Here is a 16,165-nt window from a genome sequence, read left to right on the forward strand (position 1 = left end):
CGTTACCTTTTAACTCTTTAAACGGTTATGTTTGCAAGAACTTCCATTGTCGGGTTTCCAAAAATAGCGATGCGACAATCATGTATGTCCCGACCATCACTAATTGGAAGATTCGGACAAATGTATTGCTGTCGATATCGCCGGAACTCATTAACGTACTGCCAATAAGAACAAGTAATGTACTGAATGCCGTCGCATATACGGGGGCTTTTTCCGGTATTGTGTATATTTTTTTGCCAATGATTATTGCTAACAACGCAATAAACGCGGTGTAAAACCAGATATTGGGTACAATCGCCAGTATCGAGAACGCGGCAATTGCTAGTAATCCACCAATACCGTTACTGATGATCAAAAACGCACTCAACTTGACCGATTTTTCGGCGGTAATCATTAAAGAGAGCAACGCAACGAACATCATCGTGAGTAAAGCTTCCGATATCTGAAAGATAAAAAAGAAGCAAACCAGTGGAAACGAAATCAACATCGCTCTAAAAGAAGCATGCCAGCGCTGCTGAGCACCAATTGGTGGCTTTGCATATCCCTCAAACTGACTTTCTGGTTCCGGTAAGTAGATGTGCATTAGAGTAAAAATCAAAACGGCAACCGCACCCGATGTGGCCAACCCTCCCGCGAGAATCACCGACATCGCTGGGTTTCCGATTGCCATAAACGGCAGCATCAATACCGCTATCAATAAGATAGTCGCAAATAAGTTCCACTTAGGATCTGTGAATAGGTAGTAGCCCCAAATCATCATCAAGCCGACAGCCAGCAACAATATGATGGGGTATTGCGTAATGCCTCCTGAAAGAAGCAACCCTAGCCCCATTGTTGCAATCATTGCCAATAACAATTCATAGACGGTTTCTTTATGCGCCTTAGGTTTATCGACCAAAAACTTTGCGGTGAACACTGGCGCAACAAACGCCAGTGACCAATTAATCCATGCCGCAAGAAACACGGCCAGACTCACCCCTATCGTAAAGCGCAATATGCGACGCTGAGTGGCATTATCTATGCGATCTTTATCGGACATAAGACAACACACTCTTTATGCGAATCCATAGCTTGCCTATTGCGTTGAAAACAAAGTTGTTCCCACTATAGACAATCACATCCGCTTGACCGCCGACGCGCAGCATTCCACTGACTTCCTCACGATCAAACTCAATCGCAATAGGCAACATTTGTGTTTGACGTAACCAACCCGTTTGTTGATTCGCTTGTGCCAATTTACCTGCTTGCTGATTCTGCCCCCAATCAACACCCCAATCGATACTGCTCACTTTGCCTTTGATGACTTTTCCTGGAACAAAATCAAGTGCGATTTCTACTTCATCACCAATCGTGATGTTCCCTAGGCTATTCTCACGGAAGTAGGCTTCTATCCAAATATCTTCGGTAGAAACAAACGTCATAATCGGCTGACCAACAGAAGCGTAAAATCCCTCTGTCAAACTAAAGTTAGAAACACCACCTTGCGTCGGAGCTCGAATAACCGTGCGCTCTAAGTTCAACTGCGCTTGCTCTAAAGCCAGTAATGCCGCTTTCACTTGGCTGTTTTCTTCACCCTCTTCACCTAGCTGCTGTTTTGCTTTTTCTAAATCAGCTTGCGCATTCACCACGTTAGCTCTCGCTGTTGCTAAAGCGGCTCTTGCTTCATCAGCATCAGACTTTGATACCACGCCCTTTTCAGCCATAGCTAAGATTCGATTTGCTTGGGCTTCCGTGTTTTGACGTTCTACTATTGCAGAAGTCAATCGAGCTTGCGCAGAGGCAATATTCGCCGTCTGTGCTCCGACATTTTGCCCAGCAATTTCTAAGTTTTCTTCCGCTTGCTGAACCGCTATCTCATAGTCAGATTTGTCGATAATGGCCAACTCATCGCCCTCTTCAACAAGTTGGTTAGGCTGAACTCGAATATCCTGCACATTGCCGGAAACCTGAGGTTTGATGGGAACGATATAGCCTTTTACTCGTGCATTGTCCGTAATCGGGATAATGCGATCTGATATAATGCTAAACCCCAACATAAAGACAATAAATAGAATCAGATAATTGGTGATCGTTTTGACTTTATCTTTCTTATTCGTATTTGTATCTTCTGCCACTTCCGTTGGCTTGTTATCTTTTTCGTTCTCGGACATACTTTCCTCTGCCATTGAATAGATCGAACAATTTTAAGAATATACCGTCCTGATGAAGGTTCAATATTTTCAAATGAAATTAGAGAGCTATATCTAAAATGGTTCATTTTGAACTAACATAAAAACTTGATATACCGGAGTTCTTCAAAGTTATTCGGATGGAAAAGGAGTTCCCATTAATGCCGAATCAAACGTTTCATTTACCCGTTGTCCAAACTAACTACGCACGAATTCTCGTCGAGGTATTTGCAGATTACGGCTTAGACAAACACAAACTGCTTCACGATTCGGGGTTACCTGCTGACTTGTTTCAAACTGACAGTGACTTCATCCCATCTAAATCCATCAAACGATTAATACATCTCACCTCAACGCAATTCGGTGTTACCAAATTCACAGATTTGTTAGGGTTTGTTTTTCGCCGAAGAATCATACCCAATGTCTTGCATCAGTTTACGCAATTCCCGACCATTAACGATGCCATGCAGCATATCAATGACATCTTTAGTTTGGATTCTCCTGGTAGTCTCGTTACTTTTGAAACCATTCATGATCATTCCTGGTTTTGCCGATTCTCTGAAGAGAGAGACACTCAAGTCTCAGATTGGTCGGAAACTTTTGCCGTTATTTACATTATTGAGTTAATTCGCATACTCACAAACTCTTCATGGACACCAACAAAAATACGCTTGCAGAGTCATTGTGGGGATGTTGTAAAAAGTGCACTCCCGAATTCATGCCAGATCTTCATCGGTCAAGAAAAAACAGGCGTACTGCTACCCAAAAGTGTACTAAATACCCCAATTCAAATAACCGAATCACAACTGAGTGAGGAGCCTAGGAAAATCCAATGGCATACCAGTTTTACCGATAGTGTGTTTGAACTTTTACGACCATACGTACGAGAACGAAATTTATCTATCGACGATGCCGCCCACATACTCAATTATTCTGTCCGCACTTTTCAGAGGAAGTTACAGAATGAAAGTACCTCTTTTCGTCACGTAAAAGAGTCTTTAATGTTTTCCGTTTCTTGTGAATTAATGGAAGAAGGACACTCTCTCACATATATTTCCAATCAACTTGGCTATACGAGTATTTCGCACTTCTCACGTGCATTTAAAAGAGTGTCCGGGCTATCTCCTAAAGTATATAAACAATCCATCGCACTGAATGCTTCAGGTGCATGATATTGCTAATCTATGCTCAGTGCTTATCTATGCTAAGTGTTTATCTATGCTCAGTCCGCTTGAGGCTTCATTTTTGGTAATTGTTTGAGTTTTGCTTGCATTAGCGTTGCTAGGTCGATTTCATCACAAAGCACTTCTACATCTTTTACTCGAAAATAAACAATCATGTCTTGCCCTCAATTGAAAACGTGTGGCTATTATGCCGTCGTCCGCACCAAGTTATTTACCATTTTACGCCACTGTTGACGTTCAGCTCATGAAATTCTGACCGGAATTAAAGTAGCTCAAACACTTTACACAAATTTGACATGATGAAATTTTCTCAATTTATCACGCTCACAAAAGTAACTCTTACAATGAGGAAACTAATTTGTAACCGTATTTCAGAGAGTTAACGACCATAGTAAGCTCGATAATTATCGACAAATACGACCAATCCACCACTCCAGTGTTTTTCCTAAAGCACGCAAACCCATGACACCGGATGGTTTTGTTGCAAAACGTATATAGAGCATTGTAATCAAGCTTCGTATCACTACAATTTCAAGCCAAACTCATAAAGAAATGTTTGTATGCCGAAACTAAACTTAGACAGCGCAAGGAACCGCTCTGCACTCTCTGATATGGAAAGCAGTCAAAAACTACAATCGGCATTAGAACCGAAATATCACCCAGCAGCGAAAAAGTTGTGCCTAAGTGCAGGTCTCACAGATAAACATCTTAAGCGTCGTTGGCATGTTCTTGAATCGTTGACGAACAAAGATCTTTTGCTGGATCCTTTCACTCAGTCCCACAGCCAAGCATACGCCAATAATATTGAGCACTTTATTGGAACCGTCAACGTGCCAGTTGGCATAGCTGGGCCATTACGCATCAATGGGTCATTTGCCAACGATGATTTCCTCGTTCCACTTGCGACAACGGAAGCGGCTTTAGTGGCGTCCTACAATCGTGGAGCAAACCTAATCACCGCCGCTGGTGGTGCGAGTGCATTGTTAATCAGTGAGGGCGTCAGCCGTACTCCAGTATTTGGTTTTCAAACGCTCGCTGAAGCGGCCCAGTTCGTAAGTTGGGTCGTGACGCAATATGATGCATTTCGTAAAGAAGCGGAATCCACGACTACGCACGGAAAATTAAAAGACATCAATGTGAGTATTGAGGGAAATCATGTTTACTTGGTATTCGAATACGTTACTGGTGATGCGTCGGGACAAAACATGGTCACGATTGCCACGCATAAAGTGTTCCACTACATTCTGCAGAACAGCCCTGTCACTCCTACTGACGCATTCTTAGATGGCAATCTATCTGGCGATAAAAAAGCAAACTCACACACGTTGCGTTCTGTACGCGGGAAAAAAGTCTCCGCCGAAGTGACCATTCCAGCCAACTTGGTGGAAAAGTATTTACATACCACGCCAGAAAGCATGGTCAAGTTTGGGGAAATGAACACGGTTGGTGGGTTGTTGAGTGGCTCAATTGGCATTAATGCTCATTATGCTAATGCCCTTACCGCGTTATACATCGCTTGCGGTCAAGATGCGGCGTGTGTCGCGGAGTCTGCCGTTGGTATCACTCGAATGGACGTCGATACCCATGGGAATCTCTACGCTTCAGTGACACTTCCCAATATTATGGTCGGAACTGTTGGCGGTGGTACCGGACTTCCAACTCAAAAAGCCTGTCTTGATATCCTTGGATTGCACGGCAACGGAAAAGCCAAAGCATTAGCAGAAGTTGCCGCAGGGTTATGCTTGGCAGGCGAACTTTCTATTGTCGGCGCATTCTGTGCTGACCACTTCTCACGAGCACATCATAAGCTCGCACGAAAAAAGTAGTTCCGATTTTGTGCCATACAAAAAGGGAGCGTCATCGCTCCCTCTCTATATTTAATCTCAACTTGGTATCAGCTTTAGGCCATCATGAGTTGAGGCTAATAAGTAGCTGCATTTATCGCTGACGTTCGTTGCACAGTTTGATCGCTCGCTCAAGTAACTCAAGCGCAGACTTATCCGATTCTGCTAGAGCTGCGTCACTTTCTGAAATTGGCGTTACGCGGTCACCCCATTTTAAAACAGCCGCGCCCCAAGTAAGACCTGCACCAAATGCAGCAAGAAGCATGTTGTCGCCAGGTTTTACTCGACCTTGCTCTAATGCTTCACATAATGCGATTGGCACTGTGGCAGCCGATGTATTGCCATAGTTCTGGATGTTCACAAACGCTTTTTCTTGTGGGATACCCGATAAATCACACAAGGTTTGAATAATACGAATGTTTGCTTGGTGCGGAATCACCACATCTATTTGGTCCGTAGAGAGTTGAGATGCTTTCAACACCGTTTTTGCAGCAAGTCCCATGCCTTTTACTGCACGCTTAAAGATCTCTTGACCAACAAAATTGAAGTCCCAGTAACCGTTGTCTTCAGCAAAACGGTCCATGCAAGTACCAAACTTTGGTACAGAAAGAATATCGCGCCCTTTTGCATCACAGCCAATTTGTGATTGCAGTAAGCCCGTTTCTTGCTCTGTGCGTGTCAGTACAACAGCACCGGCACCATCACCAAACAACACAGCGGTATCACGCATTGCCCAATCAATGTAAAAAGAAAGGCGTTCTGCACCAATGATGATTGCGTTACGGTAATTGCCGGACTGAATCAAACGCGTTCCGGTTTCAAGGCCATACACAAAACCTGTACATGCCGCGTTTAAATCGAATGCCGCAGCAGAGCGGATACCAAGGTTTTGTTGCACCTTAGAAGCAATATTGGGAATGAGTGAATCTGGCGAGCATGTCGCCACAATGATCAAATCTATATCGCTCGCTTCTACCCCTGCCCGAGCCATTGCATGCTGCGCAGCTACGGTGGCCATATCCGAGGTATTTACATGGCTAATGCGACGGTTTTCAATGCCTGTTCGAGTCCGAATCCATTCGTCAGAGGTCTCAAGGAAAGTACTAAGGTCATCGTTTGAGAGCGTAGCTGGCGGGAGGCATTTTCCCCAACCAGTAATTTCAGCATAGTAATTTGTCATCGCAGACCTATTTATTGTTGTATTTTAATGAAATTTCTTAGAACCTGTTTAGGTCCAAATAAAGACTTGCTACTTTTATTTTGTAGCAGGCTAAAAATTAAGTATACAAATAATGAAGCAGGCTGATAAGTCATGTTTTCATCAAGTTGTCATAAAGGAAGAAGTCATGTCATCGTTTAAAACTCGTTGCCCGTCTTGCGGCGGTTTAAATCGTGTTCCCAATGAACGTGTTGCTGAGTCAGCAAACTGCGGCAAATGCAAGAGCGCTTTATTTGACGGTACGCCGATTGAGGGTACTGTCGATAACTTTTCAGCACTGTTGCAAAGTAACACACCAGTAGTGGTCGATTTTTGGGCGCCATGGTGTAATCCCTGCGTCGGTTTTGCCCCTGTTTTCGCTGATGTGGCACAAGATCAGGCCGGAAACGTTCGTTTTGTCAAGATTGATACAGAAACAGAACAACAACTCGCCGCACAGTTTGGTATTCGTAGTATCCCGACTATTATGGTTTTCAAGGATGGACAACGTGTCGACATGATCAACGGAGCGCTGCCAAAAAACCAATTTGAACAATGGTTAAATCAAGCACTTAATAAGTAATTTCACACGCCAGCTTGGCCCTCAAGCTGGCGTTTTTATGCATGAATTCCTCATAGAATATCGATAAATTTATTTTATCGACACGGATGAAAATAATCGTTTTACTTGCCTATTAATTAGCCTCATATTCGCGCCGCATAACCCCTGATTTTTACTTAATTTATAGGCGCAAAACATTGGAAAACACAGCCATTCCTTCAGCATCACCACGAGTCACAGTTCCTGTCGTAGCACTGTCTCTTTATGCAGTGGCATCAGGCTATTTGATGAGCTTGATCCCTCTTATGCTTGGTGAATACAACATCTCTGCTGATTACGCGAGTTGGTTGGCGAGTGTGTTCTATGGTGGCCTACTGTTCGGTGCAATTTTCTTTGAGCGCATCGTGCATAGTGTTGGCCATCGCAAAGCGTTCATCGGCTGTTTAGCGGCATTCTCGCTAACTATCGTAATCTTACCACTTATACCGAATGGTATGGTTTGGCTACTTGCACGTTTCATTGCTGGTATTGCAGTTGCGGGGGTATTTGTCATTGTTGAATCTTGGTTAATGTCTGGTGACGAATCCTCTCGCGCAAAACGTTTAAGTCTTTACATGCTGTCACTTTACGGTGGTTCAGCACTAGGCCAATTTGGTATTGGCATTCTTGGCGTGAGTGGTGGCGTACCTTTCATTGCGATCACGACATTAATCTTAATCGCAATGCTTGTGCTGATGTTCATCGATTGTGAACAACCAAACAGCCAAGAATCAATGGCGCTATCGTTTAAGCAAATTTCTAAACTCAACCATGCTGCTATTATTGGTTGTGTGGTTTCGGGTCTAACGCTTGGTGCAATCTATGGTCTAATGCCGGTAGAACTTGCGAACCGCAAGATCAGTCACCAAGACATTGGTACGCTGATGGCACTTGTCATTCTTGGCGGTATGTTAGTTCAACCTATGGTTACCGCATTAAACAAGTACATGAGCCGCACCGTACTAATGGCGTTTTTCTGTATTCTCGGTATTTTCTCTATCGGTCTGACGTTCATCTCTTCGTCAGCGGTAGTGCTTGCGGCATCACTGTTCCTATTAGGCATGGCAACTTTTGCCCTTTACCCAATCGCGATTAACTTAGGTTGTGAGGGTTTAGACGAGCGCTTTATCGTATCAGCCGCTCAAGTGATGTTGTTCAGCTACAGCATTGGTTCTGTTGCTGGCCCTGTCGTTGCGGATAAATTCATGGGTCAAATGCACGGCTTGTTGGGTTACTTGTTCGCGGCTTTACTTGCTACGTGCATCTACATGTTACTTGCCGCGACCAAATCAAAGCACCAAATGGCTGCCGGCTTATAATCCTAACCAAATCATGATAATAAAAACGAGGACCTAGTGTCCTCGTTTTTATTTGTTCATTCTTCGATGTCGGTTAGATGCATTGGCAATCGGTTTTTCCGGAACGCGCCGTTTCTCATGCACTAAGTGACGAATGGCCAAAATAGGATGTTTGAGTAACATTCTTGGCCCCGAATAACGCATAACCAACCGCATTTGCTCTTTTGGCTCTGGTTTATAGCAGTGAATTGGACATTTATTGCACGTCGGCTTATCTTCCCCATACGGGCAACGATCTAGTCGCACTTCTGCGTATTCCAATAATTCACGACACTCTACACAAAGCCCACCACCGTCATGATGACGAGTACCATGGTGATCTTTGCAATAAACCTCTACCATCGCCTTGACGGTTTTAAATTCAGTGGCAAGTTTACCGATTAAAATGTCGCTCATACATCAGCCTTAAACTAAATAAACCTTACACTAAATCAGCCTCGACCGAAATCTAAGTCAACGTCAAACTACAACGTTGAACTACAATGCCATAGTGTAAAGCTGTAACGTTCTAACATTGTCGTAAGTTTGCTCGACACGTTCAAACTGGAAGCCGAGCTTACCTAACAACGAAATACTACGAAGATTGTCATTATTGGTGATGGCAACCAAGTTTTCTATTTGCATTCCATCTCGCGCATGACGCATTACCGCTTGCGCAGCCTCAATGGCATAGCCTTTACCATAAGCAGCTGGCAAATAGCCGTAACCAATGTCAAACGCGGTTAAAGTATCACGCTTCACCAAACCACAAATCCCAATTGGCTGGTTATTCGCTTTGGTTTCAACGACCAACAAACTCACACCTTTCCGTTCTTGCATGCGTAGCATGTTATCTTGAATATAACGTTCCGCTTCTTCAAGGGAGCGAATTTGCTTATCTCCAACAAAACGATAAAAGTCTGGTTGGTTGTAGAGCTCTAAAATAAACGGCGCATCTTCTACACTAACAAGACGTAGTATTAGGCGCTCTGTATAAAGTGTTCTCATAGGGTATCCATTAGGCTTGTAACTTAGCGGAAAAATCACTATTCTGCCCCGCTAAATTAAAGGACCAACACCATGAACCGCAAGAAGAAAATCAACCAAATTTTAAAATCAAAGCTAAAGAAGCAGAATTCAAAACTGCACAAAAGCAACAAGCCTCGTTACATCTCTAAAGCTGAACGTGCAAAAATGGAAGCAGAAGAGCAAAACCAAGCAGTTGAGCAAGGTGCTGATAACGCGGTAGAAAGTGAGGTTGGTGAGCAAAGTTAATAACTTTCGCTAATCCGTAGAGTTGAACAAGTGTCGACGTTCATCAGTTCTACGGCATCACAACGGTGAATTGATCGTGCGATCAATTCACCTCTGTTCTTAACATTCATCACCACAAATAAGCGATTACAAAAAAAAGAAATTACAACGAATAACTCTTTACAGCCAATCACCGTCTGCAGCAAAAAATCACTTTCTACAGCAAAAAATCATCTTCTATTGCAATAAAACTGTCCGCCGCGTCTATAAGAGTCTGAGACGTGAGCTTCGGTACGCCATAAACAGTGACTTTCTTATTAAAACGTTGCTGGATACGCTCAACTAACATCGTAAAATCACCATCACCAGAAACCAGAATCACTTCGTCTACCTCTGGAGCAATCTCTATCGCATCGAGCGTGATGCCAACATCCCAATCCCCTTTAGCGCTACCATCTCTGCGCTGAATAAAAGGTTTTAGCATCACTTCAAAGCCTACACCACGTAAAATATGATGGAATTGACGCTGTTTAGGATCGTTACTAGCAATAGCATAAGCGCGAGCACTGACCACATGTTTGTCCTGTGTCGCCACATACCAGAATTGGTTGTAGTCAAAATTAGCGCGATACGCTTCTCGGCAGGTGTAATACACATTCTGCACATCAGCAAGAATTGCGACTGTTTGTTTATTTTCCGAACTCATCTATTTCATACGCCTTATCTTTTGCTGCATACCCTAAGCGACTTTGTCCAAAAGCACAATGAGCGATTTCCACTAAACTTACGTATATAGACAAGTAATCTCAAGGTGCCTTTGTCAAAGACTTAGTTCAGCAAGAGTGACTTGGTTTACAAGCGTGACCAGACTTGTTGTTCGCGTTTAAAGGAGTAATGTCATGATACACAAAGTACTCGCTCTGTTGGTTTCGTGCCTCGTGTCCACTGCTGCTTTTGGCTATCCGTCACATGGTCAATACTGGCCACATAGAAGTGTGCTGTATTTTGCACCGACTAATGATGACCACGTTAAGCAGTTTTTGCTCGAAGCCTTGATGAACGAATGCGAACTCGAAGACCGTGACATTGTCACACTGGTGATTGCTGAAGATGGGTTTACCCAGCCGGCGTGGTTAAAAGAAGAATTCGATTTGAAGATGCTTGCCAAGCTCTACCAAGTAAAGCAAGGTCAACACACTGCAATTCTACTAGGCAAAGACGGTGAAGAAAAACACCGCTGGGGCGCAAAAACCGATTGGCAATTCATCAATAACCTCATTGATCAAATGCCAATGCGAAAAAGAGAAATGCAACAGAAACGCAGCCCTTGTGCTATCTAACGTTTAGCCATGTGCAGCCAAGTTATGATGAAACTTAGCTGCTATGACGCTTATTTATTATGAGAATTAGTTTTTATGAGGATTAGCTATTATGAAACTTGGCTATTATGAGACCTAGCTGTTAGGAAATTTGCTTTTGGAAAGTTAGCGTTTGCCAAACCAATCCAGTTTGTTGTGCAGCTGAGTAACGCTACCAACTACAATCAATGCCGGGCTTACTGCTTTCTCAGCCATATTCGCCAATTCACTCAACTTTCCTTGAAACACTCGTTGCTCTGGTCGCGTACCATTTTCGATAATAGCGCACGACATTTCAGGGGCTAACCCATGCGTGATCAGTTTATCCATGATATGACCACTTTGTTTGAGTCCCATATAGAACACAAGCGTGTTATTTGACTGTGCTAATGAGTGCCATTCAATCTCACGGCCATCTTTTTGTACATGTCCTGTAATAAATTGAACGCTCTGTGCGTGATCGCGATGCGTCAAAGGAATACCTGCATAAGCTGTCGCGCCAGCAGCGGCCGTAATACCCGGAACCACTTCGTATTTGATGCCAAACTCGGCTAACTGTTCTAGCTCTTCACCACCACGACCAAAAATAAACGAATCGCCACCTTTTAGGCGTACTACACGCTTACCCTCTTGTGCTTTTTGTACCAATATTTGATTGATTTGATCTTGTGGTACGCAATGAAAGTCTAACTTCTTACCTACATAAATCATCTCTGCTGATGCGTGCGCTAGTTCGAGAATGTCTTTCGACACTAAACGGTCATACACAACCACTTCAGCCGCTTGAATTGCTTTTAAGCCTTTTACTGTGAGCAAATCAGGATCACCTGGACCTGCACCAACAAGAGAAACAAAGCCGCTGTTTAAAGATGAGTGAGCAGTAGTCATATCAACGCCTATCGAAAAATTTAGATATAAAGAGTAACACTCGCATTATTCACTTAGGGCTAAAACCACTCTAAGGAGTTATTACTTTTTATAGCTAAACCAATAAAATATGTCGCGAAAGTGAAAGTTAAAAATTGAAATCCAAGTTAGAGAACAGTCCCGCCCATCCAGAAGCGGGACCATATTAAGCGAATTACCCTTAAGCGAATTACCAGTTAATGGTTATTTAGCCATTGCAGGATCTGCTTTTACTTCGTCCTGCGCATTGATAGAAGGCGCAGTTTTTGCGTGAGTTAGGTACAGTGGAATACATGTCATCACTAGACCACCAACAATGTTACCCAAAATGGTTGGGATTAGATTGAAGTTCAACCATGTCGCAATGCCAAAATCCGCACCTAGAATCATACCTAGTGGGAATAGGAACATGTTTACGACTGTGTGCTCAAATACTAACGCGAAGAAGATGAAGATTGGGAACCACATCATTGCCACACGACCAGACACTGAACGAGCGGTCATGTTGCCAATAACGCCTAGACACACCATTAGGTTACAGAAGATGCCGCGTACGAAACACGTGATCCATCCGTCCATACCCATATTCTCGAAACCAAGGCTACGTGCGGTAGAAACCGCGACAAATTTCTTCGCTACTGCATTTAATTCTAGAGAGAAGTTACCAGTCAAAGAGATAGCCACTAGGTAAGCAACGATCAGAGAACCGATTAGGTTACCCAAACCAACAAGTCCCCAACAACGGAAGATGCGATTCCACGTGATGCCAGGACGATTGGCGAACTTCGCTAATGGTGCAAGGCCGAAAACGCCGGTCACTAAGTCATAGCCCATGACGCTGAGAATCACAAAGCCAACAGGGAATACAAGTGCCCCTACAAGGCCAATGCCTGTTTGTACCATCGCCGTAATTGCTACCACAACCGCCAGAGAAAGAATAATACCAGCCATCGTGCCGCGAAGAAGAAGATCGCGAGTACTGGTGTTGGTTTTCGCTTCACCCACGTTGATCATGGTTTGCACGAATTCTGCAGGTTTAAAGTCAGTAGACATGAATGTGTCCTTATTCAAAAATGTGAAAGTTAAAAATTAAAGATTGAATAGAGAAAGGCTTCCCGTTAACTCAGTAACATCTCGCTTCCTTGTCCCCCGCAGATGACCAAGGGAAAGCCTTTGTCTATTGAATCTAATGTTCTTTGCATTCCCTCCCCCTGAGAGGAGGGAATTCAAATCGAGCTTATGCAGAAATTTCTACTTCGCCGTTGGTCACGCGCGCTTTGTACGCTTTCACGCTAAAACGCTCATCTTCCATACACGCACCTGTTGTCAGGTTAAAGCGTTGCTTCTTGAGTGGACTTGCCACCCAAAGCTCACCTTGGTGCTCACAGATCAAGCCGCGAGAAAGCACGTTTGATTGGAAAAACGGGTCTGTGTTGCTGATCGCCATGACTTCTTCTGCTTCCGTCGGACGAAATACGGCAACTTGCTTCCCATCAATCAGTGCACAAACACCTGTGCCCGGTACGATGTCGCTGATTTGGCAAATCTTTTCAAATGACATATCAACTCTTCCTTATGCTTCTGTAATCGCTACGTGTAGGATGTCGCCTTTCGCTTCAGGGTGTTTCTCCGTGAACGTTGCTGGGCGGTGTTGCTCACGCTCTTGAACAAACACAACGTTGTCATCGCGCTTGTCTGAGTTGATGAAGTGTGCAAAACGTTTCAATTGTGATTCATCGTTGACGGTCGCCGTCCACTCACACTCAAACTCATCGACGAGCTTCGCTACATCGGCTTCAAGCTGAGCGTTAATGCCAAGTTTATCGTTGACGATCACTTCGCGTAGGTAGTCCACGCCACCTTCCATGTTTTCCATCCAAACCGATGTGCGCTGTAGTGGCGCAGCCGTACGGATGTAGAACATCATGAAGCGGTCGATGTACTTAATTAGCGTTTCTTTATCTAGATCACTTGCTAGTAGGTCTGCGTGACGAGGTTTCATGCCGCCGTTACCACATACGTACATGTTCCAACCCGCATCAGTCGCGATGATGCCAAGGTCTTTACCTTGTGCTTCCGCACACTCACGAGTACAGCCAGAGACGCCAAACTTCATCTTATGTGGAGTACGGATGCCTTTGTAACGGTTCTCGATGTAAGAGCCCAAACCAACAGAATCTTGAACACCGTAACGACACCACGTTGAGCCCACACATGTCTTCGCCATACGAAGTGCTTTTGCGTACGCTTGACCCGTTTCGAAACCAGCGTCGATAAGCTTGCGCCAGATCTCTGGAAGATCGTCTTTTTGAGCACCAAACAGACCAATACGCTGAGCACCGGTTACTTTGGTATATAGGTTGTATTCTGCTGCAACGTTAGCTAGCGCACCAAGTGCTTGAGGTGTTACTTCACCGCCCGCCATACGTGGGATAACAGAATACGTACCGTCTTTTTGGATGTTACCAAGGAAGTTATCGTTGGTGTCGTGCAGCTTAACCAGTTGTGGCTTAAGAATGTGCTCACCCCAGCAAGATGCCAAGATAGAACCAGCCAGTGGTTTACACACTTCGCAGCCGTAACCCTTGCCGTATTTTGCTAGAAGTTCATCAAACGTTTTGATCTCTTCGATACGAATAAGGTGGAACAACTCTTGGCGCGAGTAAGCAAAGTGCTCACACACGTCGCTCTTCACTTCAATACCCGATTTCGCAAGTTCTGCGTTCAGTACTGACGTCACTAGAGGAATACAGCCACCACAGCCCGTACCTGCGCCTGTCACGGCTTTGATATCACCCAATGTGTGATGACCATCAGCCACCGCTTGCGCGATCTTGCCTTTTGTCACGTCAAAACATGAACAGATCACTGCGCTTTCTGGCAGAGCGTCTACACCGAGTGATGGTTTCTCTGCGCCTGCGTGTGCAGGAAGAATCAACGCATCTGGGTGTTCAGGTAGGTCGATTTCGTTCAACATAAGTTGAAGCAGATCGCCGTAGTCAGACGTATCGCCAACCATTACCGCGCCAAGCAATTTCTTGTTGTCTGCTGAAACGATAAGACGCTTGTAAACTTCTTGCTCTTCGTTTTGGTAAACGTAACTCTTACAACCCTCAGTTCGGCCATTTGCGTCACCGATAGAACCGACTTTCACGCCAAGCAATTTCAGCTTCGCAGACATGTCTGCGCCTTCAAATTTGCTTTCTGTATTACCTAGCAAGTGATCAACCGCAACGGTCGCCATCTTGTAACCAGGAGCAACAAGACCGTAGAACATTTCATTCCAAGACGCACATTCACCGATCGCATAGATGTTCTCATCAGAAGTCTGACAATGGTCGTTGATTACAACACCACCACGAGGGGCCACTTCTAGCTCCATCTGGCGAGCTAGCTTGTCTTGTGGACGAATGCCTGCAGAAAATACGATGAAGTCTGTTTCTAGCTCAGTGCCGTCTGCGAAGCGCATAACGTTGCGAGCGTTAGTGCCCTCTGCAGCAATCTCAAGCGTGTTTTTGCTGGTGTGAACGTTCACGCCCATACGCTCGATCTTTTGACGCAGTTGGTTACCACCAGCAAGGTCAAGTTGTTCTGCCATCAGCTTTGGTGCAAATTCAACAACGTGAGTTTCTACACCTAGTGCTTTCAGTGCGCCAGCTGCTTCAAGACCGAGCAGACCACCACCGATAACAACGCCGGATTTGCTCTTTTTCGCACATGCTTCGATCGCCTTTAGATCTTCGATAGTACGGTAAACAAAACAGTCTTTGCTTTCGTGACCTTTAATTGGTGGGACAAATGGGAATGAGCCAGTAGCAAGAATCAGCTTATCGTATCGAACTTCGCGTCCAGTGCTTGAATACACAATGCGATTTTCACGGTTAATGTTGATCGCGCGTTCGCCGATCAGCATCTTGATTCCGTGCTTGTCGTAGAAACCTTCTTTTACTAAGGAAAGCTCGTCTGCAGTATGGTGAGAAAAGTAAGAGGAAAGGTGTACACGATCATATGCGACACGAGGTTCTTCACAGAAAACCGTAATGTCCATATTAGAAACATCGGTTTTATCGACTAAGTCTTCGATGTAACGGTGGCCTACCATGCCGTTACCGATGACAACTAGCTTCAACTTGCTCATTCTAATTCCTAAGGGTTAGGTTCTTATTACTGAGCGCATTGTTAATTGTGAAAGAAAATTAATACATGATGTAAATCAATTACGAAATAAAACTACCCTAAAGGGGTAGGTGTGACTAACTTCGTATAATTTTATCTATTCTTTCGTAATTTAAACAAAATCAAAGAAAGTCAAACT

Annotated in this window: 16 protein-coding genes; 6 read left to right on the forward strand and 10 right to left on the reverse strand. The window is 44.2% G+C overall.

Annotation, left to right across the window (positions count from 1 at the left end; all coding sequences use genetic code 11):
• Positions 1–25: 25 nt before the first annotated feature.
• Both VA249_RS17780 and VA249_RS17785 read right to left on the reverse strand, forming a co-directional pair.
• Positions 26–1,039: a DUF2955 domain-containing protein gene (locus VA249_RS17780; RefSeq protein WP_221072149.1), complete on the reverse strand. Its 1,014-nt coding sequence runs from the start codon at positions 1,037–1,039 to the stop codon at positions 26–28.
• Positions 1,029–2,150, reverse strand: a complete 1,122-nt coding sequence (locus VA249_RS17785) for an HlyD family secretion protein (RefSeq protein WP_221072153.1) — start codon at positions 2,148–2,150, stop codon at positions 1,029–1,031. Before VA249_RS17785 ends, VA249_RS17780 begins: the two co-directional genes overlap by 11 nt.
• A 179-nt stretch (positions 2,151–2,329) precedes the next feature.
• On the opposite strand from VA249_RS17785, the gene VA249_RS17790 reads away from it, so the two are divergent.
• Positions 2,330–3,340: a helix-turn-helix domain-containing protein gene (locus tag VA249_RS17790; RefSeq protein ID WP_221072154.1), complete on the forward strand. Its 1,011-nt coding sequence runs from the start codon at positions 2,330–2,332 to the stop codon at positions 3,338–3,340.
• Between the two features lie 572 nt (positions 3,341–3,912).
• Positions 3,913–5,178 carry a hydroxymethylglutaryl-CoA reductase gene (locus VA249_RS17795; protein WP_221072155.1) on the forward strand — a complete coding sequence of 422 codons (1,266 nt, stop codon included), beginning with the start codon at positions 3,913–3,915 and terminating at the stop codon, positions 5,176–5,178.
• 112 nt (positions 5,179–5,290) lie between these two features.
• On the opposite strand, the gene VA249_RS17800 is transcribed toward VA249_RS17795, so the two are convergent.
• A complete protein-coding gene (locus VA249_RS17800) occupies positions 5,291–6,376 on the reverse strand; it encodes a ketoacyl-ACP synthase III (protein ID WP_221072157.1) in 1,086 nt (361 codons plus the stop codon).
• A gap of 166 nt (positions 6,377–6,542) precedes the next feature.
• Between VA249_RS17800 and trxC the strand changes: the two genes are divergently transcribed.
• Complete coding sequence (gene trxC, locus VA249_RS17805; RefSeq protein ID WP_221072159.1) at positions 6,543–6,977, forward strand: thioredoxin TrxC; 435 nt, start codon at positions 6,543–6,545, stop codon at positions 6,975–6,977.
• Between the two features lie 176 nt (positions 6,978–7,153).
• A complete protein-coding gene (locus tag VA249_RS17810; protein ID WP_221072161.1) occupies positions 7,154–8,314 on the forward strand; it encodes an MFS transporter in 1,161 nt (386 codons plus the stop codon).
• Positions 8,315–8,362: 48 nt separating this feature from the next.
• On the opposite strand, the gene VA249_RS17815 is transcribed toward VA249_RS17810, so the two are convergent.
• Together VA249_RS17815 and VA249_RS17820 are read right to left on the reverse strand one after the other, a co-directional pair.
• The gene (locus VA249_RS17815) at positions 8,363–8,749 is read right to left on the reverse strand and encodes a nitrous oxide-stimulated promoter family protein (protein ID WP_221072163.1); all 387 of its coding nucleotides are present in this window, start codon (positions 8,747–8,749) and stop codon (positions 8,363–8,365) included.
• Between the two features lie 81 nt (positions 8,750–8,830).
• Complete coding sequence (locus tag VA249_RS17820; protein WP_221072165.1) at positions 8,831–9,340, reverse strand: GNAT family N-acetyltransferase; 510 nt, start codon at positions 9,338–9,340, stop codon at positions 8,831–8,833.
• A gap of 72 nt (positions 9,341–9,412) precedes the next feature.
• On the opposite strand from VA249_RS17820, the gene VA249_RS17825 reads away from it, so the two are divergent.
• Positions 9,413–9,607 (forward strand): DUF2986 domain-containing protein, encoded by a 195-nt coding sequence (locus tag VA249_RS17825; RefSeq protein WP_221072167.1) that lies wholly within the window; start codon positions 9,413–9,415, stop codon positions 9,605–9,607.
• 196 nt (positions 9,608–9,803) lie between these two features.
• Here the strand turns inward: VA249_RS17825 and VA249_RS17830 are convergent, their stop codons facing one another.
• Complete coding sequence (locus VA249_RS17830; protein WP_128812949.1) at positions 9,804–10,292, reverse strand: LabA-like NYN domain-containing protein; 489 nt, start codon at positions 10,290–10,292, stop codon at positions 9,804–9,806.
• A 193-nt stretch (positions 10,293–10,485) separates the two neighbouring features.
• Between VA249_RS17830 and VA249_RS17835 the strand changes: the two genes are divergently transcribed.
• Positions 10,486–10,926, forward strand: coding sequence for a DUF4174 domain-containing protein (locus VA249_RS17835; protein WP_211917165.1), 441 nt, complete (start codon positions 10,486–10,488; stop codon positions 10,924–10,926).
• A 144-nt stretch (positions 10,927–11,070) separates the two neighbouring features.
• Here the strand turns inward: VA249_RS17835 and cobA are convergent, their stop codons facing one another.
• The 4 genes from cobA to nirB all read right to left on the reverse strand — a co-directional run bounded on the left by cobA (position 11,071) and on the right by nirB (position 15,988).
• Entirely contained in the window at positions 11,071–11,832 is a 762-nt protein-coding gene (cobA, locus tag VA249_RS17840) for a uroporphyrinogen-III C-methyltransferase (protein ID WP_221072168.1), read from the reverse strand.
• Between the two features lie 222 nt (positions 11,833–12,054).
• Complete coding sequence (locus tag VA249_RS17845) at positions 12,055–12,903, reverse strand: formate/nitrite transporter family protein (protein WP_221072170.1); 849 nt, start codon at positions 12,901–12,903, stop codon at positions 12,055–12,057.
• A 184-nt stretch (positions 12,904–13,087) separates the two neighbouring features.
• Positions 13,088–13,411: a nitrite reductase small subunit NirD gene (nirD, locus tag VA249_RS17850; RefSeq protein ID WP_221072171.1), complete on the reverse strand. Its 324-nt coding sequence runs from the start codon at positions 13,409–13,411 to the stop codon at positions 13,088–13,090.
• Positions 13,412–13,423: 12 nt separating this feature from the next.
• Positions 13,424–15,988: a nitrite reductase large subunit NirB gene (gene nirB / locus VA249_RS17855; RefSeq protein WP_221072172.1), complete on the reverse strand. Its 2,565-nt coding sequence runs from the start codon at positions 15,986–15,988 to the stop codon at positions 13,424–13,426.
• Positions 15,989–16,165: the final 177 nt, after the last annotated feature.

The sequence above is a fragment of the Vibrio alfacsensis genome, assembly GCF_019670485.1.
Classification (GTDB): Bacteria; Pseudomonadota; Gammaproteobacteria; order Enterobacterales; family Vibrionaceae; genus Vibrio; species Vibrio alfacsensis.

Bases quoted from the DNA above. Each gene is read 5' to 3' on its own strand.
- VA249_RS17795 (WP_221072155.1), top strand. From the start codon at position 3,913: ATGCCGAAACTAAACTTAGACAGCGCAAGGAACCGCTCTGCACTCTCT.
- nirD (WP_221072171.1), bottom strand. From the start codon at position 13,411: ATGTCATTTGAAAAGATTTGCCAAATCAGCGACATCGTACCGGGCACA.
- nirB (WP_221072172.1), bottom strand. From the start codon at position 15,988: ATGAGCAAGTTGAAGCTAGTTGTCATCGGTAACGGCATGGTAGGCCAC.
- VA249_RS17785 (WP_221072153.1), bottom strand. From the start codon at position 2,150: ATGTCCGAGAACGAAAAAGATAACAAGCCAACGGAAGTGGCAGAAGAT.
- VA249_RS17780 (WP_221072149.1), bottom strand. From the start codon at position 1,039: ATGTCCGATAAAGATCGCATAGATAATGCCACTCAGCGTCGCATATTG.
- cobA (WP_221072168.1), bottom strand. From the start codon at position 11,832: ATGACTACTGCTCACTCATCTTTAAACAGCGGCTTTGTTTCTCTTGTT.
- VA249_RS17830 (WP_128812949.1), bottom strand. From the start codon at position 10,292: ATGAGTTCGGAAAATAAACAAACAGTCGCAATTCTTGCTGATGTGCAG.
- VA249_RS17790 (WP_221072154.1), top strand. From the start codon at position 2,330: ATGCCGAATCAAACGTTTCATTTACCCGTTGTCCAAACTAACTACGCA.
- VA249_RS17825 (WP_221072167.1), top strand. From the start codon at position 9,413: ATGAACCGCAAGAAGAAAATCAACCAAATTTTAAAATCAAAGCTAAAG.
- VA249_RS17845 (WP_221072170.1), bottom strand. From the start codon at position 12,903: ATGTCTACTGACTTTAAACCTGCAGAATTCGTGCAAACCATGATCAAC.
- trxC (WP_221072159.1), top strand. From the start codon at position 6,543: ATGTCATCGTTTAAAACTCGTTGCCCGTCTTGCGGCGGTTTAAATCGT.
- VA249_RS17815 (WP_221072163.1), bottom strand. From the start codon at position 8,749: ATGAGCGACATTTTAATCGGTAAACTTGCCACTGAATTTAAAACCGTC.
- VA249_RS17800 (WP_221072157.1), bottom strand. From the start codon at position 6,376: ATGACAAATTACTATGCTGAAATTACTGGTTGGGGAAAATGCCTCCCG.
- VA249_RS17820 (WP_221072165.1), bottom strand. From the start codon at position 9,340: ATGAGAACACTTTATACAGAGCGCCTAATACTACGTCTTGTTAGTGTA.
- VA249_RS17835 (WP_211917165.1), top strand. From the start codon at position 10,486: ATGATACACAAAGTACTCGCTCTGTTGGTTTCGTGCCTCGTGTCCACT.